This window comes from Ensifer adhaerens (genome assembly GCF_002007205.1).
GTDB lineage: Bacteria > Pseudomonadota > Alphaproteobacteria > Rhizobiales > Rhizobiaceae > Ensifer > Ensifer adhaerens_D.
This window is the reverse complement of record NZ_LAZS01000005.1, coordinates 949363-968597: the sequence shown is the minus strand read 5'-3', so window position 1 is coordinate 968597 and position 19235 is coordinate 949363. Positions and strand designations below refer to the sequence as shown.

Annotated in this window: 20 protein-coding genes and 1 riboswitch; of the genes, 7 read left to right on the top strand and 13 right to left on the bottom strand. The window is 62.0% G+C overall.

What is annotated here, in order from left to right; genetic code table 11:
* Window positions 1–3: 3 nt before the first annotated feature.
* The gene (locus XB14_RS08495) at window positions 4–1677 is read left to right on the top strand and encodes an ABC transporter ATP-binding protein/permease (protein ID WP_077961180.1); all 1674 of its coding nucleotides are present in this window, start codon (window positions 4–6) and stop codon (window positions 1675–1677) included.
* 90 nt (window positions 1678–1767) lie between these two features.
* Here the strand turns inward: XB14_RS08495 and XB14_RS33760 are convergent, their stop codons facing one another.
* Together XB14_RS33760 and XB14_RS08490 are read right to left on the bottom strand one after the other, a co-directional pair.
* Window positions 1768–1893, bottom strand: coding sequence for a hypothetical protein (locus XB14_RS33760; RefSeq protein ID WP_255380881.1), 126 nt, complete (start codon window positions 1891–1893; stop codon window positions 1768–1770).
* Window positions 1894–2086: 193 nt separating this feature from the next.
* A complete protein-coding gene (locus XB14_RS08490; protein WP_077961179.1) occupies window positions 2087–2329 on the bottom strand; it encodes a hypothetical protein in 243 nt (80 codons plus the stop codon).
* Between the two features lie 229 nt (window positions 2330–2558).
* Here XB14_RS08490 and XB14_RS08485 point away from each other — a divergent pair, with 229 nt between their 5' ends.
* Both XB14_RS08485 and XB14_RS08480 read left to right on the top strand, forming a co-directional pair.
* Complete coding sequence (locus XB14_RS08485) at window positions 2559–3470, top strand: DnaJ C-terminal domain-containing protein (RefSeq protein ID WP_077961178.1); 912 nt, start codon at window positions 2559–2561, stop codon at window positions 3468–3470.
* 3 nt (window positions 3471–3473) lie between these two features.
* Window positions 3474–3788 carry a chaperone modulator CbpM gene (locus XB14_RS08480; protein ID WP_077961177.1) on the top strand — a complete coding sequence of 105 codons (315 nt, stop codon included), beginning with the start codon at window positions 3474–3476 and terminating at the stop codon, window positions 3786–3788.
* Here the strand turns inward: XB14_RS08480 and XB14_RS08475 are convergent.
* A complete protein-coding gene (locus tag XB14_RS08475; protein ID WP_077961176.1) occupies window positions 3785–4213 on the bottom strand; it encodes a nuclear transport factor 2 family protein in 429 nt (142 codons plus the stop codon). The genes XB14_RS08480 and XB14_RS08475 overlap by 4 nt on opposite strands.
* A gap of 206 nt (window positions 4214–4419) precedes the next feature.
* Here XB14_RS08475 and XB14_RS08470 point away from each other — a divergent pair, with 206 nt between their 5' ends.
* On the top strand, window positions 4420–4776 hold the full coding sequence (locus tag XB14_RS08470; protein WP_077961175.1) for a hypothetical protein: 357 nt from the start codon (window positions 4420–4422) through the stop codon (window positions 4774–4776).
* Between the two features lie 21 nt (window positions 4777–4797).
* On the opposite strand, the gene XB14_RS08465 is transcribed toward XB14_RS08470, so the two are convergent.
* Window positions 4798–5784, bottom strand: coding sequence for a DUF1775 domain-containing protein (locus XB14_RS08465; protein ID WP_077961174.1), 987 nt, complete (start codon window positions 5782–5784; stop codon window positions 4798–4800).
* Window positions 5785–5880: 96 nt separating this feature from the next.
* Window positions 5881–6270, bottom strand: a complete 390-nt coding sequence (locus XB14_RS08460) for a hypothetical protein (protein ID WP_077961932.1) — start codon at window positions 6268–6270, stop codon at window positions 5881–5883.
* A 162-nt stretch (window positions 6271–6432) separates the two neighbouring features.
* A riboswitch (glycine riboswitch) is annotated at window positions 6433–6520 on the top strand.
* 141 nt (window positions 6521–6661) lie between these two features.
* Here XB14_RS08460 and gcvT point away from each other — a divergent pair.
* Genes gcvT through gcvP form a run of 3 tightly spaced genes read left to right on the top strand, consistent with a single transcriptional unit; the run spans window position 6662 to window position 11044 of the window.
* Complete coding sequence (gene gcvT, locus XB14_RS08455; protein ID WP_077961173.1) at window positions 6662–7801, top strand: glycine cleavage system aminomethyltransferase GcvT; 1140 nt, start codon at window positions 6662–6664, stop codon at window positions 7799–7801.
* A gap of 16 nt (window positions 7802–7817) precedes the next feature.
* Window positions 7818–8180: a glycine cleavage system protein GcvH gene (gene gcvH, locus XB14_RS08450; RefSeq protein WP_077961172.1), complete on the top strand. Its 363-nt coding sequence runs from the start codon at window positions 7818–7820 to the stop codon at window positions 8178–8180.
* Window positions 8180–11044, top strand: coding sequence for an aminomethyl-transferring glycine dehydrogenase (gene gcvP, locus XB14_RS08445; protein WP_077961171.1), 2865 nt, complete (start codon window positions 8180–8182; stop codon window positions 11042–11044). Before gcvH ends, gcvP begins: the two co-directional genes overlap by 1 nt.
* 178 nt (window positions 11045–11222) lie before the next feature.
* Here the strand turns inward: gcvP and XB14_RS08440 are convergent, their stop codons facing one another.
* The 8 genes from XB14_RS08440 to sufB all read right to left on the bottom strand — a co-directional run bounded on the left by XB14_RS08440 (window position 11223) and on the right by sufB (window position 19177).
* Complete coding sequence (locus tag XB14_RS08440; RefSeq protein ID WP_234804034.1) at window positions 11223–11621, bottom strand: response regulator; 399 nt, start codon at window positions 11619–11621, stop codon at window positions 11223–11225.
* A gap of 41 nt (window positions 11622–11662) precedes the next feature.
* Complete coding sequence (locus XB14_RS08435; protein WP_077961169.1) at window positions 11663–13168, bottom strand: sensor histidine kinase; 1506 nt, start codon at window positions 13166–13168, stop codon at window positions 11663–11665.
* A 95-nt stretch (window positions 13169–13263) separates the two neighbouring features.
* A complete protein-coding gene (sufA, locus tag XB14_RS08430) occupies window positions 13264–13656 on the bottom strand; it encodes a Fe-S cluster assembly scaffold SufA (protein ID WP_077961168.1) in 393 nt (130 codons plus the stop codon).
* Between the two features lie 94 nt (window positions 13657–13750).
* Entirely contained in the window at window positions 13751–14131 is a 381-nt protein-coding gene (locus tag XB14_RS08425; protein ID WP_077961167.1) for an SUF system Fe-S cluster assembly protein, read from the bottom strand.
* A 69-nt stretch (window positions 14132–14200) separates the two neighbouring features.
* On the bottom strand, window positions 14201–15442 hold the full coding sequence (locus tag XB14_RS08420; RefSeq protein ID WP_077961166.1) for a cysteine desulfurase: 1242 nt from the start codon (window positions 15440–15442) through the stop codon (window positions 14201–14203).
* Window positions 15443–15571: 129 nt separating this feature from the next.
* The gene (gene sufD / locus XB14_RS08415; protein ID WP_077961165.1) at window positions 15572–16852 is read right to left on the bottom strand and encodes a Fe-S cluster assembly protein SufD; all 1281 of its coding nucleotides are present in this window, start codon (window positions 16850–16852) and stop codon (window positions 15572–15574) included.
* Window positions 16853–16874: 22 nt separating this feature from the next.
* Complete coding sequence (gene sufC, locus XB14_RS08410; protein ID WP_077961164.1) at window positions 16875–17630, bottom strand: Fe-S cluster assembly ATPase SufC; 756 nt, start codon at window positions 17628–17630, stop codon at window positions 16875–16877.
* Window positions 17631–17707: 77 nt separating this feature from the next.
* Window positions 17708–19177: a Fe-S cluster assembly protein SufB gene (gene sufB / locus XB14_RS08405; RefSeq protein ID WP_077961163.1), complete on the bottom strand. Its 1470-nt coding sequence runs from the start codon at window positions 19175–19177 to the stop codon at window positions 17708–17710.
* Window positions 19178–19235 lie beyond the last annotated feature (58 nt).

The following is a 19235-nucleotide window of genomic DNA, read 5'->3' as shown; positions in this document are numbered from 1 at the left end:
CTGATGGACAGCCAGCCAGTGCCGGTGAGAACAACAGCACTTCGCTTCGCACGGGCTGTCCGGATGCTGTTGACCTCCGAAGTCGGCGGCCGGGCCAAACTGATGTTTGCAGGGCTCGTGGGGCTGCTTTTCGGCCTGAATGGGCTGAACGTCGTCAACAACTACGTCGGCCGAAATTTCATGACGGCGATTGCCGAACGCCAGATGGACGAGTTCATCCGGCAAGCGGTTTTCTACGTCTGTGTCTTTGCCGTACTGACCGTCACCGGAGTTATCGCACGTTTTGTCGAAGAACGACTGGCGCTGCTTTGGCGTGAATTCATGACGCGCCGCGCCGTCGATCTCTATCTGGAGGATGAGACCTATTATCGCGTGGAAGTCTCGGGGACGCTAAGCCATCCGGACCAGCGAATATCCGAGGACATCCAGGCGTTCACCGTCACCACGCTCTCCTACATTATCATGCTGTTCAGCAGCACGCTGACGGTGGTGACGTTTTCAGGCGTGCTCTGGTCGATCAGCCCGCTGCTGTTTGCCGTCGCCGTTTTCTATGCCGCCTGCGGCTCGTACATGACGATCGTGCTGGGTCGCCCACTGATCGGCCTGAACTATGAGCGGCTCGACAAGGAGGCGAACCTCCGATCCAGCCTCATGCACCTGCGCGAAAACGCAGAAGCAGTGATGGTGGCCGGTGTCGAAGGACAGCAGAAGACAAGATTGCTGCATCGCCTCGATGCATTGGTCGTCAATATCCTGACGATTACTGCCGTCAACCGGAACCTGGCCTACTTTACCAGCGGCTATAACTGGATGATCCAGATCATCCCGGACTTGATCATCGCTCCGGCCTTCATGCGCGGCGAAATCGAGTTCGGGGTGATTACCCAATCGGGCGCGGCCTTTGCCATGCTTGTCGGCGCATTCTCGCTGATCGTCCGGCAGTTCAACTCGATCTCGAATTTCGCCGCCGTGGTTTCGAGGCTGAGTGCCTTGCTGGAGGCGATCGAGCAGAGCCGAAAACACAGCGTCTCCGGCATCGAACTGGTGAAGCAAGACGGCGATCTGGTCTTCGACCAGGTGACGCTGGGATCGACGGGTGGCCAGCCATTGCTTCGCGATCTGTCGCTGTCGGTCCCAACGGGAACGCCTGTGCTGATCTCAGGGCCGCACGCGGCTGCGGGGTCTGCCCTCTTCCGGGCAACCGCGGGAATTCCGACCGCCGGCACCGGGCGGATCGAGCGCCCGGAAAACCTGATGTTTCTGCCGCAGCGACCCTATCTGCCACCGGGTTCGCTTCGGCAATACCTTCTGCCGCCTGAAAATCCCGACGGCATCTCCGATAGTCAGGTTCTAGAGGTCCTGCGCAGCCTCGGCCTCGATGGGCTCGCCGACGGTGCCGAGGGGCTGGAGAAGGAGCCGGATCGGGAAATGTCCCTGGGCGACCAGCAGCTCCTGGCGGTCGCGAAGGTACTTCTCGCCAGGCCACGATATGTCTTCCTCGACCGGATCGAGGCAACGCTTGGTCGTGAAACCTTCCGCAACGCCCTGAGGCTTCTCTGCGAGAGTTCGATCACCTGCTTCAACAACGGCGAGGAAGGCGATACACGCGACCTTTACGGCGCCTTCCTGGATTGCCGGGAGGATGGCAGCTGGACGTGGAAAGACGATCGGGCTTGATCAGCCCATCCCGGCACGCACTCAAGGCCGAGATCTGACCGGTATGCCCCGCCTGAGCGATCGCCCGATGACCGATTCTGACGCCGGCACTTACCGCGGCGCGACGATGCCCTGGTAGTAGTCGCCATCACCGCCGACGACCCGCGGCGGACCATTGTAGGTTTGTGAACAGGCGGCCAGCGTGGTGAGCGCAAGCAACAATACGATCGTTCTCATGAAGTCCCCTTCTGGCCTGCATGCCGGCTATGTCCTTGAGACTTGGGAGAATCTGAGGCGGAGCCGGTTAGAAAACAAGTACTAAAATGGTGGTATAACAAAATGGTTGATCGTTGAAGATGCAATCTGCATCAACCGCCGCCCGCTATGGGGCGGCAATCCGGACACGGTCAACAATGGATGAATGCGCCGCCTAGATCGGGTGCTGCCGGTTCGTCTGTTCGCGCTCTCTCCAGTATTGGAGCCGAAGTCGCGGCGCCATGATCCAGGCGATGAACGGCGTGACGAGGAAACAGCTGACGACCACGACCGGGATCGCATACTTCGCGTTGGCCGTAAGGGCCGGCACAGACAGAACGATCAGGATCCCGATGGCGAACAGGATGGCATTGATCATCAAGCCGACCATGATCGCGAGTTGCAGGCGGACGGACATTTCGACCTCCCGAAGCTTCGGGGCAGTACGCCCCTTGAGCGCTTATTTGCGCGGCTGATTGTAGCAGACCGCCTGGTTTCGCGAAATGGTGGAACGCGTGTGGCCTCCCGCCCCTGTCGCGGGCGCAAATCTGCACTATGCTCTTAGGCGAGCGATTGAAGGTGCAGGGGCCGAGGCCGACAAGGCACGGGCACGGTTTATCGATCCGCTCTCGCCTGAAGGAGATCGCATGACGAGCCCATACGAAACGCTCGGCGTCAGCCGCGACGCGACGCAGAAGGACATCCAGAGCGCCTATCGCAAACTTGCCAAGAAGCTGCACCCGGATCTCAATACGGGCGACAAGGGCGCCGAGGACCGCTTCAAGGCAGTTTCGGCCGCCTATGCCGTGCTTGGCGACGAAGACAAGCGCGGAAAATACGATCGCGGAGAGATCGACGAGACGGGAGCGGAGACCCCGCCCCGGCACTTCTATCGCGACTATGCCGGCACCGCAGATGCGGCCGGTCGGTATGAAAGTGCGCACGGCTTTTCCGATTTTGCCGAAGGGGATGATATCTTCTCGAGCTTCTTTTCGCGCCGTGCGGGCGGGCAGCAGCGGCAGCGTGGTCGGGATGCGCATTTCTCGATGGAGATCGGCTTCCTCGACGCGGCCAACGGCACCAAGACGCAGATCAACCTGCCGGGCGGCGGTCCCGCGCTCGACTTGACCATTCCGCCCGGCACGCGCGATGGCCAGACGCTGAGGCTGCGCGGCAAGGGAGAACCGGGTCGCGACGGCGCACCGGCCGGCGACGCGCTGATCGACATTCGCGTCCGCCCGCATCCGCTCTTTGCTACGGATGGCGACGACGTGCGCTACGAGGTGCCGATTTCGCTGAGCGAGGCCGTGCTTGGCGGCAAGATCCGGATCCCGACAATCGACGGCGCCGTCAACGTCACGATCCCGCCGCACACCAACACCGGCAAGACGCTGCGGTTGAAGGGCAAGGGACTGCACAAGTCGGACGGTGGCCATGGCGATGCCTATGTCATCCTGAAGATCGTGCTGCCGCAGGCGCCCGATCCGGCGCTTTCCGCCTTTGTCGAAAGTTGGGCCGCCGGCAAGGCGGAAGATCCGCGCAAGGGCATGGGAGGGTAAGCTATGAACGACCATGAATTCTGCGAACATCTCGACATAGAGGTCAAGGTTCTGCACATCTGGGTCGAGCAGCGCTGGCTGATGCCGCAGGAGGCGGAGGCCGGCTGGCTCTTCGAGGACGCCGACCTTGCGCGCGCGCGGCTGATACAGGATCTGACGGGGCCCATGGGCGTCAATGACGATGGCGTCGACGTGGCCATGCGACTGCTCGACCAGGTCCACAGCCTGCGCGGCCGGTTGGCCGTGTTGATGAACGCCATTCGCTCCCAGGAGCCGGCGGTTCAAAAGCTTATCTTGTCGAGCGCCGAGGAGGATTAGGCGACGGCCGGTTCGTTCAGCAGCCCGATCGTTTCGGCGACGAACAAGGTGTCGACAAATTCCGTCAGATCGACGATCCGACTGTCTCGAAAGCTGAACTTGTCGATGATTTCGGTTCGCTCGCGGGCCTGCGTCGGGATGTATCGGACAAAGCCGGCGCGGTGGACGACGATGGTATCGCCATCGGCATAGCAGCCGACCATCTCCATCTCGCTCAGATCCCAGTTCTCAACGAGCGCCGCGAAGCTGCTGCGCACTGTTTCCGGTGTGTTGACCGCGAGCGCCATGGCACTGAGCCTGCCAGTGCCGACGATGCGGAAGCTGAAGTCCGGATCGAGCTGCGCCATCATGGTGTCGAGATCGTTGACGTTGCGGGCGAGATAGAGGGCCCGCACCCTGGTTTCCAGCACGTTTCGCTCGGTCATGGCAGCCTCCCCGCTTCTATCTGGGCGAGTGTGAGTGAACTTTAGCAGTATTGCAAGCATAGGTTCCCGTTTCGAATTCTTTCGCCGCAACTGCCGTCAAATCGGCGGTCGTTAGGATTTTATTAAAAAGCAGGCGCCGGTTTTTACACGCCTGCAAGTGGAATTGAGCGACAAGAATGGATTGACAACGGAAGGGCAGGAAAGACGTGACCCAGGTCGTCACAGTATCCGCGACCACGGCGGCCTATGCAGCCGAAGCGCTGAAGCCGTCGGCGCGTGTGCGCGGTGACGGTCTGACCGATGAGGCCATCACGTTGCTTTCGACCAAGCGCAGCGAACAACCGTCCCTGACGCCGGTGTCGATCCCGAAAACGAAGGGTGCCCTGCCCCTGTCTTTCATGCTGACGACGGCGGACGGACGACTGCCGGAACGCTCGGAGGCGGAAGCCTTGCGTCGCTATCTGGAGTTCATGCGCGACGACGACGATGGTTCCGAGAAGCAGGAAGACGAAGGCCGGCAGGACGAACCCGCCGGCGAGGAGAATGAAAGCGACGCCGCCTGAGGCGGCATCGCAATCTCTTGATCAATGATGCTTCTGGCCGCCGGCCGCTTCGCCGCCCTTGGCCGAGCCGACCGGGAATGTTGCATCCACCTTACCGGCCTTTTCGAAGGTAAGCGTTACGGGAACCGCGTCGCCTTCCTTGAAGGGCGTTTTCACGTCCATGAACATCAGGTGCAGGCCACCGGCCTTGAGCTCGACCGTTTCGCCGGCCGGCAATGCCACGCCGTCGTCGAGCTTGCGCATCCGCATCACGTCGTTTTCCATCTTCATCTCGTGGATCTCGACGCGCGCGGCTGCAGCGCTTTCGACGGCAACGAGCCGGTCTTCACCGGTGCCGCCGTTCTTGATCGTCAGGAAGCCGCCACCGACCTTGGCGCCGGGCAGCATAGCCTTTACCGAGCCGCCGGAGATATCGAGATCGCCGAGTTTTGCGGCACCTTCGGCTGCAGCCATCTGCCCGCCATGGCCGGCATGCGGATCGGCGGCCTCGGCTATCGTGACGGTCACGGTCGGTGCCGGGCTCTTCAGGTCATGCGCATTCTGGCCTTCGGTGGCAACCTGGTCCCAGACGACCTTACCTTCAGTTCCGCAAAGCTGCGTGGTCGGGAAGGCGAGCACGGTTTCCTTGTCGAAGCCCGAGATTTTGCCGCGCACGACGAAGGTATCGTAGTACTCGTCCGCGAGGTTGCCGCCCTTCCAGCGGATTTCCACCGGGCCGGACGAAACCTTCTCGCCGTGATTGTCATAGGTCTTCTGGTAGTCGCCCTTGATCACCTCGAGCTCCCAGCCGGGCTTCGGCTGCGGCTTGGCGAAGACGAAGCCTTCCGGCAGCTTGACCTGCACTTCGGTGGTCGGCTGGCCGTCGCAGCCATGCGGAACCTGCAGCACCGCCTTGAAGGTGGTTTCCACCGGCGCCGTGTCGTTCTCGAAGGTGGCATGGGCGTGGGCGATGCCGCTTGCGGCAAGGGTAAGGCCGAGCGAAAGCGAAGCGATCCTGGTCTTTGTCATGTCATAATCTCCTGACCACGTGCCGGGGCTTTGCCCGGTTTCCGGTGGTCCACGCCGCTTGAGGGCGGCAGATTGTATTGGGATGCGAGAGGAGAATTACGAGCGCGTCGGGGGCCCGTGCGAAGGCGGCAGCAGCCGTAGATGCCGATGCGGCGTCGTGTTTTCAGCGACAACCGGCGATACCTGCCATTCGCCCGTTTCGGCGCGAACGCTCTCGGTCGGTGGCGCCGGCAGGAGAATGGCGCCCGAAAGACGGCAGGCCTCGCAGACCGGGGCCATCGCCTGGCCCTTGCCGCTTTCGTGGTCGACGCCGTCCATGCCGAAGCAGATTTCGGCGATGGTTCCGTCGGGCAGCTGATAGGCGGCGGCTTCGGCGGGGGGCAGCGTCTTGGCGACGAGCGGCTTGTGGGCAAAGGTCAGGAAAACGAGCGCAAATACGGCGACCAGCCGCACTGCCATCCCGAATTTTCCTTCGCGCCCTGTCATGGTCATCCCCGGTATTGCTCTTGGGTTATCCTCAACTGGAGAAGAATGCAAAGGCAGAATTGCCGCACCCGCCTTGGCTGCGTCTTATGGTCATGCGACAAAAATGTGTTTCACCGCGACACCGCCCTCTTGCCAAGCTCCGGCCTTCGCCGTTATCTGGAGACGATCTTGTTGGGAGAAGCCGGCTCACACCGGTGCCGAAGGAGCAACCGCCCCGGAAACTCTCAGGCCAAAGGACCAGCAAGGTGCCGGTAGGACTCTGGAGAGAAGCGTTTTTGCGCTCGCCGAAGGGATAACAATCTCAGGCAAAGGGACAGAGGGGGCTCGAATCGACGGCGATTGACGCCGGAAGTGTGAGCCGGCGCGGGAGCGCCAGACCTGGAGGCCGGATTTGGAAAACAATCCTCATTTGAAACATACGCCGCTGCATGCGCTGCACCTTTCTCTTGGCGCGCGCATGGTGCCCTTTGCTGGCTACGACATGCCGGTGCAGTACCCCGATGGCGTGATGAAGGAACACCAGCACACCCGTGTTGCCGCCGGTCTCTTCGATGTCTCGCACATGGGCCAGGTCATCGTCCGGCCGAAGTCGGGCAAGATCGAGGACGCCGCCCTGGCGCTCGAAAAGCTGGTTCCGGTCGACGTGCTCGGCCTTGGCGAGGGTCGGCAGCGGTACGCGATCTTCACCAATGCCGAAGGCGGCATCCTCGACGACTTGATGATTGCCAACCGCGGCGACCATCTCTTCCTCGTCGTCAACGCCGCCTGCAAGGATGCAGATTTCGAGCATCTGAAAAAGGGACTTGCCGACACCTGCGAAGTCACCATGCTCGATGACCGCGCGCTGATCGCACTGCAGGGACCGCATGCCGAAGCCGTGCTTGGCGAACTCTGGGCCGATGTCTCGGCCATGCGCTTCATGGACGTCGCCGAAGCCGATCTGCACGATGTCGCCTGCATCATCTCCCGCTCGGGCTACACCGGTGAAGACGGCTTCGAGATTTCGATTCCAGTTGCTTCCGCCGTCGATGTCACCCAGCGCCTGCTCGAACATCCTGATGTCAAGCCGATCGGCCTTGGCGCGCGCGATTCGCTGCGTCTGGAAGCGGGCCTTTGTCTCTATGGCAACGATATCGACACCACGACGACGCCGGTCGAGGGCGCTATCGAATGGGCGATGCAGAAGGCCCGGCGGGCCGGCGGCGCCCGTGAGGGTGGCTTCCCCGGTGCCGATCGCATTCTCGGCCAGCTTGCCGATGGCGCTTCGCGCCGTCGCGTCGGGCTGAAGCCCGAGGGACGCGCACCCGTCCGTGGCGGCGCCAACCTCTTTGCCGATGCCGAGGGCAAGACCCCGGTCGGCCAGGTGACCTCGGGTGGCTTCGGCCCCTCCGTCGATGGCCCGGTCGCCATGGGCTATGTCGATGCCGGCTATACCGAGAACGGCACCACCCTTTTTGCGGAAGTGCGCGGCAAGTACCTGCCGGTGGCGGTCGCCGCCCTGCCCTTCGTCAAACAAACCTACAAACGCTGATCAGGAGAGAGCGATAATGTTGAAGTTCACTGAGGAACACGAGTGGCTGAAGATCGAAGCCGGTGTCGCAACCGTCGGCATCACCGAGCACGCCGCCGGCCAGCTTGGCGACCTCGTCTTCGTTGAACTGCCGGAAACCGGTTCGACCTTCTCGAAGGGCGATTCCGCCGCCACCGTCGAATCCGTAAAGGCAGCTTCCGACGTCTATTGTCCGCTTGACGGCGAAATCGTCGAAGTGAATCAGGCGATCGTCGACGACCCGTCGCTGGTCAACAGCGACCCGCAGGGCGCTGCCTGGTTCTTCAAGCTGAAGCTTGCCAACCCCAGCGATGCCGACGCCCTCCTCGAGGAAGCGGCCTACAAGGAGCTCGTCGCCTGATGAGCATGCCCAAGGATTTCACCTTTACGGACTACAAGCCGTATGACTTCGCCAACCGGCGTCACATCGGCCCGTCGCCGGCCGAAATGGACGAGATGCTGAAGGTCGTCGGCTACCCGACGCTCGACGCGCTCATCGACGACACCGTGCCGCCGTCGATCCGCCAGAAGACGCCGCTTGCCTGGGGCGCGCCGATGACCGAGCGCGAGGCGCTCGACAAGATGCGCGAAACGGCCAACCGCAACCAGAAGCTCGTCTCGCTGATCGGCCAGGGCTATTACGGCACGATCACGCCGCCGGTCATCCAGCGCAACATCCTGGAAAACCCGGCCTGGTACACGGCCTATACGCCCTACCAGCCGGAAATCAGCCAGGGCCGCCTGGAAGCGCTGCTCAACTACCAGACCATGGTCTGCGACCTGACCGGCCTCGACGTTGCCAACGCTTCGCTCCTTGATGAAGCGACCGCTGCCGCCGAAGCCATGGCGATGGCCGAGCGCGTTTCGAAGTCGAAGGCCAAGTCCTTCTTCGTCGACGAGAACTGCCATCCGCAGACGATCGCGCTTCTGAAGACCCGCGCCGAGCCGCTCGGCTGGCAGATCGTCATCGGCAATCCCTTCACGGATCTCGATCCGGTCGACGTTTTCGGCGCGATCTTCCAGTATCCGGGCACCTACGGCCACGTGAACGATTTCACCGGTCTGATCGCCCGTCTGCACCAGACCGGCGCGATCGCGACCGTTGCCGCCGATCCGCTGGCGCTGGCGCTTCTGAAGTCGCCCGGCGAAATGGGTGCCGATATCGCCATCGGCTGCACCCAGCGCTTCGGCGTCCCGGTCGGCTACGGTGGTCCGCATGCGGCCTACATGGCCGTCAAGGACGCGCACAAGCGCTCGATGCCCGGCCGTCTCGTCGGCGTCTCGGTCGATGCGCGCGGCAATCGCGCCTACCGCCTGTCGCTGCAGACCCGCGAACAGCACATCCGCCGCGAAAAGGCGACGTCGAACATCTGCACCGCGCAGGTTCTGCTCGCCGTCATGGCCTCGATGTACGCTGTCTTCCATGGTCCGAAGGGCATCAAGGCGATCGCCCAGAGCGTTCACCAGAAGACCGTTCGTCTCGTCATGGGCCTCGAAAAGCTCGGCTACACCGTCGAGCCCGACGTGTACTTCGACACGATCACCGTCGAAGTCGGCAAGCTGCAGGGCATCATCCTCAAGACTGCGGTCGCCGAGGAAGTAAACCTGCGCAAGATCGGCGAAACCAAGATCGGCATCAGCCTCGACGAGCGTTCGCGCCCCGTCACGCTCGAAGCCGTCTGGCGCGCCTTCGGTGGCGACTTCAAGGTCGAGCAGTTCGATCCGGACTATCGTCTTCCGGAAGCGCTGCTGCGCACCAGCGAGTACCTGACGCATCCGATCTTCCACATGAACCGCGCCGAAAGCGAAATGACGCGCTACATCCGCCGTCTGTCAGACCGCGACCTCGCGCTCGACCGGGCGATGATCCCGCTCGGCTCGTGCACGATGAAGCTGAACGCGACCGCGGAAATGCTGCCGATCACCTGGCCGGAATTTTCAGAAATCCATCCCTTCGTGCCGAAGGATCAGGCGGCTGGCTACCGGCACATGATCGAGGATCTCTCGGAAAAGCTCTGCGCCGTCACCGGCTATGACGCGATCTCGATGCAGCCGAACTCGGGTGCCCAGGGCGAATATGCCGGTCTCTTGACGATCCGCGCCTATCACATCGCCAATGGCAACGGCCACCGCGATGTCTGCCTGATCCCGACCTCCGCGCACGGCACCAATCCTGCCTCGGCCCAGATGGCCGGCATGAAGGTGGTCGTCATCAAGGTCAGCGAAAACGGCGACATCGACATGGAAGATTTCCGTGCGAAAGCCGAGCAGTATGCCGAAAACCTCTCCTGCTGCATGATCACCTACCCCTCGACGCATGGCGTGTTCGAGGAGAACGTGCGTGAAGTTTGCGAGATCGTGCACAAGCACGGCGGCCAGGTCTACATGGACGGTGCCAACATGAACGCCATGGTCGGCCTTGCCCGCCCCGGCGACATCGGTTCCGACGTCAGCCACCTCAACCTGCACAAGACCTTCTGCATCCCGCATGGCGGCGGCGGTCCCGGCATGGGCCCGATCGGCGTCAAGGCGCATCTGGCACCCTACCTGCCCGGCCACCCGGAAACGGATGGCCAGGACGGCGCGGTTTCGGCTGCTCCCTTCGGTTCGGCCTCGATCCTGCCGATCTCCTGGAGCTACTGCCTGATGATGGGCGGCGAAGGCCTGACCCAGGCGACGAAGGTGGCGATCCTCAACGCCAACTACATCGCCGCGCGGCTGAAGGGCGCCTACGAGGTACTCTACAAGTCGTCGAAGGGGCGTGTCGCGCATGAATGCATCATCGACACCCGTCCGCTGGTCGAAAGCGCCGGCGTCACCGTTGACGATGTCGCCAAGCGCCTGATCGACTGCGGTTTCCACGCGCCGACCATGAGCTGGCCGGTTGCTGGCACGCTGATGATCGAGCCGACGGAATCGGAAACCAAGGCCGAGATCGACCGCTTCTGCGAGGCAATGCTGGCAATCCGCGAGGAAGCCCGCGCCATCGAGGAAGGCCGGATGGACAAGCTCAACAATCCGCTGAAGAACGCTCCGCACACGGTCGAAGACCTGGTCGGCGAATGGGATCGTCCCTATTCGCGCGAACAGGCCTGCTACCCGCCGGGCGCCTTCCGGGTGGACAAGTACTGGTCGCCGGTCAATCGCGTCGATAACGTCTTCGGCGACCGCAACCTCGTTTGCACCTGCCCGCCGCTCGAAAGCTACGCGGAAGCTGCGGAGTAAAGACAGGGACCGGCGGAGCAGCAATGCTCCGCCGGTTGTCCTGGCGCGGCTGCGCCTGGAACTGGAAGCGCCGCATGCGCGCTCCAAGTTTCGCTCGCTGCAAGTTGCGCTCCAAGTGCGCTCGACGCCATTTCCCAAAATCGTGAGGTGGAATGCCGGCAGCATGTGGACCGCCGGTCTATCGGCGGGTGCTCATCCCCGCCGGCAGGATCGTGCTTTCCACCCAGAAGCGGATGAAGGCCTCCGCAAAGCGGCGATACTCGGTGACCGAGGACGGCTTTGCGACATAGGCGTTGGCGCCGGCACCGTAGCAGTGAAGCACGTCGGCCGGATTGATCGATGACGTCAGCACGATGATCGGGATCAGTGCGGTCGCGCGGCTCTTGCGCACGCGCCTTAGAAGCTCGATGCCGTCGCTGCCGGGCAGCTTGATGTCCATGAGGATGCAGTCGAAGTGGTTGCGGCCGAGCTGTTCGACGGCCTCATCAGCGTCGCTGACCGGAACAATCTCGATGGCGTGATCAACCTGAGCAAAGGCTCTCATCACGAAACGCGCGTCGTGCGCGTCGTCTTCCACCAAGAGCAATCGCTTTGGCGTCGAGACCACCTTGTTCCGCCCTACTTCGTCTTCCTCAGCCGCCTCGGAAGAAGCACGATGAAACGTGCGCCTTCACGAAAGGTTGTGTCAAGGCAGATTGAGCCGTCGTGGCTTTCGGCAATACGTTTTGCGAGCGCCAGGCCGATGCCGGTGCCGCCGTAAACCGTTTCGTCCTTGTGCAGGCGTTGAAACACCTCGAAAATGCGTGTTGCAAAGCGGGGATCGATGCCGATGCCATTGTCCTCGACGACGAGTTCCACGGTGTGGTCGGACACGCTTCCATTGATTCGGATCACCGGCGATCGGTCGGCGTGGCGATACTTTATCGCATTGCCGACCAGGTTCTGGACGAGCCGCCGCAGCAGCTCCGGATCCCCCTCCACGTCAGGCAGCGCACCAACCTCGAATGTGGCATTGGCCGCTCGCGCGTCACTGGCAAGCATCGCCAGGGTCTCCGACACCACATCGCCAAGCTTCACCTGCGTCCAGTCGGTGATGCGATGGGCGATCTGCGCGTAATCGAGCAGGCTGTCGACCACCCGGTTCATCCGTCTGACGCTGTCGCGCAGATGGCGGGCATTTTCAGCGAGCTCGTTCGGCTCTCCTGTCTTGATGTCGTCCTCGATCATTTCGGAGAATATCGAGATGTGCCTAAGCGGCGCCTTGAGGTCATGGGAGACCGTGGCGGTGAATTGGTCGAGCGCTTCGTTCTTGTGCTGCAGTTCCTGTCGCTGCCGCTCGAGCGCCAGTTCGGCGCGCTTGAGGTCGGTGACATCGACACGCGCAACAACCGTGTTGCCATCCCTTGTCCGGATGTTCTCCACGCGCAGCCAGCGGTCGTCGGCATAGCGATAGATCTTCGGTTTTCCGTCCGGGTGGCGGAAATCGCGCAGCCGTGAGGCGATCCATTCGTCGCCTTCGCGTGTTCCCGGGATTGCGTCCGGGTAATGCCCACCCTGCCGCGCGAGCAGCAGGATCTCTTCGGCGGTGATCCCGGGTTTGAGCGCCGGTCCGGCCGGGCCGCAGATCGCCTGGTAGGCCCTGTTGTAGACGACCAGCCGCTCATGGCGGTCGAAGATGGCAAAGCCTTCCGGCATGGCTTCGAGCGCTGCGTTCAGCATCCGGGACGCTTTCTCGCGCTCGCTTACCGCCTCGGTAAGGTCCGAAATGTCTCTGATGATACCGATCAGCGCCAGCTCTTCGCCCTGGTCGTCGATCAAGGGCGTCGTTCGCAGGTGGCCGGAAAACGTCGAACCGTCGCGCCTGACATAGAGGTAGTTCGACGAACGGGGCGCGGTTTCGTCGACCTTCGCGGCGCGGTTCTTAAGCCGCTTGTCGTACTCGGCATCATTCGCATAGATCAGCCGCACGGACTTGCCTATGAAATCTTCGGCCGGGTAACCGAACTGATGGAGGGCGGCATTGTTGGCGGAGCGGATGATCCGCTCGGCGTCGATGATGATCACCGGATCGGGAAACGTCTCGTAGAGTGCCTTGAAGACGAGTTCCTCATTGAACGCCGCCATTGCTATAGTCTCCGTTCCAGCCCGGCTACATCTCAGCAGAAAAAAGGCCCGGCGAAAACCGGGCCGACCTATTCATCGGAGCGAATGAAAGAAACTTAGTTAGCGCGCACCACCGCGTTACCCTCGGCGGCCAGTGCCGCAAGGTCCGCAGGCTTCAGCTCGACCGATTCGCCGCAGCCGCAGGCGGATGTCTGGTTGGGGTTGTGGAAGGTGAAGCCGGAGCGCAGCGTCGTCACTTCAAAATCCATCTGCGTGCCGAGGAGATAGAGCACGGCCTCAGGCGCAACCCAGACCCTCGCGCCCTGATGTTCGATCAGATCGTCCTTGGGGTTCGGCTCGCTCACGAGATCGATGGCATATTCCATGCCGGCGCAGCCGCCCTTCTTGATGCCGACACGAATGCCCTTGGCATCGGCGCCCGAATTTTCGACGATCGCACGGACGCGGCCGGCAGCGGCATCGGTCAGGCTCATCACGGCAAAGCCCATGGGCTCATTCTCCTTGTCGTCACCGGGGTAAAGGCCCGGCGCCTTACAGAATCAAATGTAGTATCCGTGCCTTGACGGATCAATACGGACGCGATCAGTACCAGCCGACGGCGACCTGTGCTTCCTCCGACATGCGGTCCGGCGTCCACGGCGGATCGAAGGTCATCGAGACCTCGACGCCAGACACACCCTCGACGGCACCGACGGCATTTTCGACCCAGCCGGGCATTTCACCGGCAACCGGGCAGCCGGGTGCTGTCAGCGTCATGTCGATCTTCACCATGCGGTCGTCTTCGATGTCGATCTTGTAGATGAGACCGAGTTCGAAGATGTCGGCCGGGATTTCCGGATCATAGACGGTCTTCAGCGCGCCGATGATGTCGTCGCTGAGGCGCGCAAGTTCTTCGGCCGGGATCGCCGAATGCACGATGCCCTCGCGGACGTCGACCTTTTCTTCCGTTGCATCAAGGCTCATATCGGCCTCCTGGACTTTCTCTTATGGTTCAGAAGATTAGTATAAATCTTTGAACCTTTTACATGTTTCTCAAGCGAAGAACTTGCGTGCATGCTCCAGCGCATCCACCAGCGCATCGACCTCGGCCCGCGTATTGTAGAGACCGAACGACGCACGGCATGTGGAGGTGACGCCGAAGCGTTTCAAGAGCGGCTGGGCGCAATGCGTGCCGGCGCGAACGGCGACACCCGCCCGATCGATCACCATTGAAACGTCATGCGAATGAATGCCGGCAAGCTCGAAGGCAAAGATGCTGCCCTTGTCAGGCGTGTTGCCGAAGACCCGCAGCGAGTTGACTGCGGATAGGCGCTCGCGCGCATAGGCCGTCAGGTCCGCCTCGTGAGCCTGTATGGCTGCCCGGCCGAGCTTTTCCATGTAGTCGAGCGCGTAGCCAAGGCCGATCGCTTGCACGATCGGTGGCGTGCCCGCTTCGAAGCGGTGCGGCGGATCGTTGTAGGTAACGGTGTCTTCGGTCACCACCTCGATCATCTCGCCGCCGCCGAGGAACGGCCGCATCTCCTTCAGGCGGTCGGTCTTCCCGTAGAGAACTCCGACGCCGGAGGGGCCGTAGAGCTTGTGGCCGGTCATCACATACCAGTCGCAGTCGATGTCCTGCACGTCGACAGGCATGTGCACGGCGCCCTGGCTGCCGTCGACCAAAACCGGAATGCCGCGCTCGCGGGCAATGCGGCAGATCTCCTTGACCGGAACGACGGTTCCGAGCGCATTCGACATATGGGTGATGGCAATGAGCTTGGTGCGCTCCGTCAGGCACTTGACGAAATCTTCGACATGCAGCGCACCGTCGTCGTCGACCGGGATCCACACGAGCTTGGCGCCCTGGCGCTCGCGGATGAAGTGCCAGGGAACGATGTTGGAGTGGTGCTCCATGATCGACAGCACGATCTCGTCGCCTTCGCCAAGGACAGGCATGCCGTAGCCATAGGCGACCGTGTTGATCGCCTCGGTCGAGGACTTCGTGAAGATGACGTTGTCGACCGATGGGGCGTTCAGGAAGCGGCGCACTTTTTCGCGCGCCGCCTCATAGGCTTCCGTCGCGGCATTCGACAGGAAATGCAGGCCGCGATGAACGTTGGCATACTCGTTGGAATAGGCATGGGAGATCGCATCGATCACGACCTGCGGCTTCTGTGCCGATGCGCCGTTGTCGAGATAGACGAGCGGCTTGCCATAGACGGTCCGCGACAGGATCGGGAAATCCTTGCGGATCGCTTCGACGTCGTAGGCAGGCACAGGTACCGTGTGTTCCATGTCTCTCAATCCAATTGCCCTAGGCGCCGCGCGTCCCTCAGGACGCGCCAAGCGCGCTGCAACATGTTGAAGCGCTGCATAATTTTACCCCCAAATCGATGCCGATTTAAGGAATTACGCAGCAGCCCGTCAGGCGTGCTTGTCGAGCCAGGCCGAGATGACCTCTTCCAGCGCCTCGACCAGCGCTTCGTGGTCTTCCAGCTCTTCGACGATCTCGGCGACGAAAGCATTGACGAGCATCGCTCGCGCCTTGTTCTCCGGAACGCCGCGCGCCATCAGGTAGAAGAGCTGCGTGTGGTCGATATCGGCAACGGTTGCGCCGTGACCGCACTGAACGTCGTCGGCGAAGATCTCGAGCTCCGGCTTGGCCGAGAGATCGGCGTCGTCGGACAAGAGCAGCGTGTTGCACGCCATCTTCGCGTCGGTCTTCTGCGCGTCCTTGGCGACCAGGATCTTGCCCTGGAACACGCCCTTGGCGCGGTCGAACACGACGTTGCGGATGATCTCGGTCGAGGTCGTGTGCGGTACGTTGTGGCCGAGCGTGAAGGTTACGTCGGTGTGGCTTTCGCCGCCGAGCAGATTGATGCCGCGCAGCTTGAAATCCGCGCCCTCGCCGCTCGTCTTGCCGTGGATCTCCTGGCGCACCAGCTTGCCGCCGGCGTTGATCACGAAGAGATGCAGCTTGGCGTTCTTGCCGAGGTCGAAGCGCATCTGGCCGAGATGGGTATCGGCGCTACCCTGCTGCTGCAGGATGATCCAGATGACATCGGCACCTTCTCCAAGCGTTACGTCGCTGACGGAGGAGACGAAGCTTTCGGCGTCCTTGGTCGACAGATGCCGCTCGATCACGGTTGCCTTGGTGTTGGCGCCGAAGGTGACCGGAAAGCGCGTATGGGCCTGACCGAGGCTCTGCACCAGCTGGATTTCCAGCGGGTCTTCGAGCGCGGTTTCGGCTGCGACAGCGATTTCGAGACCGCCGCGAACGAGACCGCCATTGATGCGGCCGATCGCGTCGTCAAAGCCAAGCACGGCGAGGCCGGCCGTGGCCGAACCATCGAGCAGGCTGTCGACATAGGAACGGACAGTCACGCCCTCGGGCAGGTTGCCCTTAAGGTCGACCTGGCCATTGCGGACCGAAAACACGGTCGAGCCCGGAACCAGCGCGTCGACACGGTCGGCAAAGGCTGTCGGGTCGGCGGCCGGAACGGCGCGCAGCAGCGTGCGAAGGTCCGTGTAGTGCCAGGATTCGACGCGGCGGGTCGGCAGGCCGGCGGTGCGCAGTTCATGCACCAGCGTGTCGCGAACCGACAGCACCGAACCGTCACCCGGCAGGTCGCCGATCTGGTTGGTGTAGGCATCGACGAGCGCCGTCTCGGCAGCCGTCATCTTGATTGCCTGTTGCATATTCATTCGAACACTCCTTCGACAGGCCCTAGGCTGCAGCCTCGATGATGTCAGCGTAGCCGTTGGCTTCGAGTTCGTGTGCAAGCGTCTTGTCGCCCGACTTGATCACCTGGCCCTTGTAGAGGACGTGAACGCTGTCCGGCACGATGTAGTCGAGCAGGCGCTGGTAGTGGGTGATGACGACGACGGCACGATCCGGCGACCGCAGCGCGTTGACGCCGTCGGCGACGATCTTCAGCGCGTCGATGTCGAGGCCGGAGTCGGTTTCGTCGAGCACGCAAAGCTTCGGCTGGAGCAGCGACATCTGCAGGATCTCGGCGCGCTTCTTCTCACCGCCGGAGAAGCCGACGTTGAGCGGACGGCGCAGCATTTCCGGTGCGATCTTCAGCTCGGCTGCCGCTTCCTTGACCCGGCGCATGAATTCCGGCGTCGTCAGTTCGTCTTCGCCGCGGTACTTGCGCTGCTCGTTCATCGCCACCTTCAGGAACTGCATGGTGGCAACGCCGGGGATTTCGACCGGATACTGGAAGGCAAGGAAGATGCCCTTGGCCGCACGCTCGGAAGCGTCGAGCTCGAGGATGCTCTCGCCGTTATAGAGGATGTCGCCTTCGGTGACTTCGTAGTCCTCGCGGCCCGACAGGATGTAGGACAGCGTCGACTTGCCGGAGCCGTTCGGGCCCATGATGGCGGCGACTTCGCCGGCCTTCACGGTGAGGTTCAGGCCACGGATGATCTCGGTGCCGTCTTCGGCGATGCGGGCGTGCAGGTTCTTGATTTCAAGCATTTCTAATCGTCCTCTTGGGAAACGAATGTGTGTTCGGGCGCAATGTCTTGCGCGCATTCAATATCCAGTCCGGGGCCTTAGCCGACCGAGCCTTCGAGCGAGATGCCGATCAGCTTCTGCGCTTCGACGGCAAATTCCATCGGCAGCTCCTGGATGACTTCCTTGACGAAGCCGTTGACGATCAGCGCGATCGCCGCTTCAGTCGGGATGCCGCGCTGCAGGCAGTAGAACAGCTGGTCCTCGGAAATCTTCGACGTCGTTGCTTCGTGTTCGAACTGTGCCGTCGAGTTCTTCGCCTCGATGTAGGGCACGGTGTGCGCGCCGCACTTGTCGCCGATCAAAAGCGAGTCGCATTGGGTGAAGTTGCGGGCGTTCTCGGCCTTGCGGTGGGCCGAAACCTGGCCGCGATAGGTGTTTTCCGAAACGCCGGCGGCAATACCCTTCGAGACGATGCGGCTCGACGTGTTCTTGCCGAGGTGGATCATCTTGGTGCCACTGTCGATCTGCTGGTGGCCGTTCGAAACCGCGATCGAATAGAACTCGCCGCGCGAACCATCGCCGCGCAGGATGCAGGACGGGTACTTCCAGGTGATCGCCGAACCGGTCTCGACCTGCGTCCAGGAGATCTTGGAGTTCTTGCCACGGCAATCGCCACGCTTGGTGACGAAGTTGTAGATGCCGCCCTTGCCTTCCTTGTCGCCCGGATACCAGTTCTGCACCGTCGAATACTTGATCTCGGCGTCATCGAGCGCAACGAGTTCGACGACGGCAGCGTGAAGCTGGTTTTCGTCGCGCTGCGGCGCGGTGCAGCCTTCGAGATAGGAAACGTAGGCGCCCTCTTCGGCGATGATCAGCGTGCGCTCGAACTGGCCGGTGTTCTTCTCGTTGATACGGAAGTAGGTCGACAGTTCCATCGGGCAACGAACGCCCTTCGGCACGAAGACGAAGGAGCCGTCGGTGAAGACCGCGGAGTTGAGCGTCGCGTAGTAGTTGTCGGTCGTCGGAACGACGGAGCCGAGATACTTCTGCACGAGATCGGGATGCTCGCGGATCGCTTCGGAGATCGACATGAAGATCACGCCGGCCTTCTTCAGCTCTTCCTTGAAGGTGGTGACGACCGAGACGCTGTCGAAGACGGCGTCGACGGCGATCTTCGACTTCTGCACGCCGGCCAGGATTTCCTGCTCCTTCAGCGGGATGCCGAGCTTCTCGTAGACCTTGAGGATTTCAGGGTCGACCTCTTCAAGCGACGTCGGACCCGTGATGCCCTTCGGCGCGGCGTAGTAATAGATGTCGTTGAAGTCGATCTTCGGGTAGCTGACGCGGGCCCAGGTGGGCTCCTCGAGCGTCAGCCAACGGCGATAGGCGCCAAGGCGCCATTCGAGCATCCATTCCGGTTCATTCTTCTTTGCCGAAATGAAGCGAATGATGTCTTCCGACAGGCCCTTCGGGGCCTTCTCGACTTCGATGGTCGTCTCAAAGCCGTATTTGTACTGGTCCACGTCGATCTGACGGACCTGATCAATGGTCTCCTGCACGGCAGGCATGTCGTTCTCCAATCTTGCCGGATCCAAGGTCCGGCAGCTTGTCAATACGATGCGCTTG

Coding starts and splice junctions, on each gene's coding strand:
- sufA (WP_077961168.1), bottom strand. CDS start 13,656: ATGGGCTTTGCCGTGATGAGCCTGACCGATGCCGCTGCCGGCCGCGTC.
- sufC (WP_077961164.1), bottom strand. CDS start 17,630: ATGCTTGAAATCAAGAACCTGCACGCCCGCATCGCCGAAGACGGCACC.
- sufD (WP_077961165.1), bottom strand. CDS start 16,852: ATGAATATGCAACAGGCAATCAAGATGACGGCTGCCGAGACGGCGCTC.
- XB14_RS08485 (WP_077961178.1), top strand. CDS start 2,559: ATGACGAGCCCATACGAAACGCTCGGCGTCAGCCGCGACGCGACGCAG.
- XB14_RS08490 (WP_077961179.1), bottom strand. CDS start 2,329: ATGTCCGTCCGCCTGCAACTCGCGATCATGGTCGGCTTGATGATCAAT.
- XB14_RS33760 (WP_255380881.1), bottom strand. CDS start 1,893: ATGAGAACGATCGTATTGTTGCTTGCGCTCACCACGCTGGCCGCCTGT.
- sufB (WP_077961163.1), bottom strand. CDS start 19,177: ATGCCTGCCGTGCAGGAGACCATTGATCAGGTCCGTCAGATCGACGTG.
- XB14_RS08425 (WP_077961167.1), bottom strand. CDS start 14,131: ATGAGCCTTGATGCAACGGAAGAAAAGGTCGACGTCCGCGAGGGCATC.
- XB14_RS08480 (WP_077961177.1), top strand. CDS start 3,474: ATGAACGACCATGAATTCTGCGAACATCTCGACATAGAGGTCAAGGTT.
- XB14_RS08495 (WP_077961180.1), top strand. CDS start 4: ATGGACAGCCAGCCAGTGCCGGTGAGAACAACAGCACTTCGCTTCGCA.
- XB14_RS08475 (WP_077961176.1), bottom strand. CDS start 4,213: ATGACCGAGCGAAACGTGCTGGAAACCAGGGTGCGGGCCCTCTATCTC.
- XB14_RS08420 (WP_077961166.1), bottom strand. CDS start 15,442: ATGGAACACACGGTACCTGTGCCTGCCTACGACGTCGAAGCGATCCGC.
- XB14_RS08465 (WP_077961174.1), bottom strand. CDS start 5,784: ATGACAAAGACCAGGATCGCTTCGCTTTCGCTCGGCCTTACCCTTGCC.
- gcvH (WP_077961172.1), top strand. CDS start 7,818: ATGTTGAAGTTCACTGAGGAACACGAGTGGCTGAAGATCGAAGCCGGT.
- XB14_RS08460 (WP_077961932.1), bottom strand. CDS start 6,270: ATGACAGGGCGCGAAGGAAAATTCGGGATGGCAGTGCGGCTGGTCGCC.
- gcvP (WP_077961171.1), top strand. CDS start 8,180: ATGAGCATGCCCAAGGATTTCACCTTTACGGACTACAAGCCGTATGAC.
- XB14_RS08435 (WP_077961169.1), bottom strand. CDS start 13,168: ATGGCGGCGTTCAATGAGGAACTCGTCTTCAAGGCACTCTACGAGACG.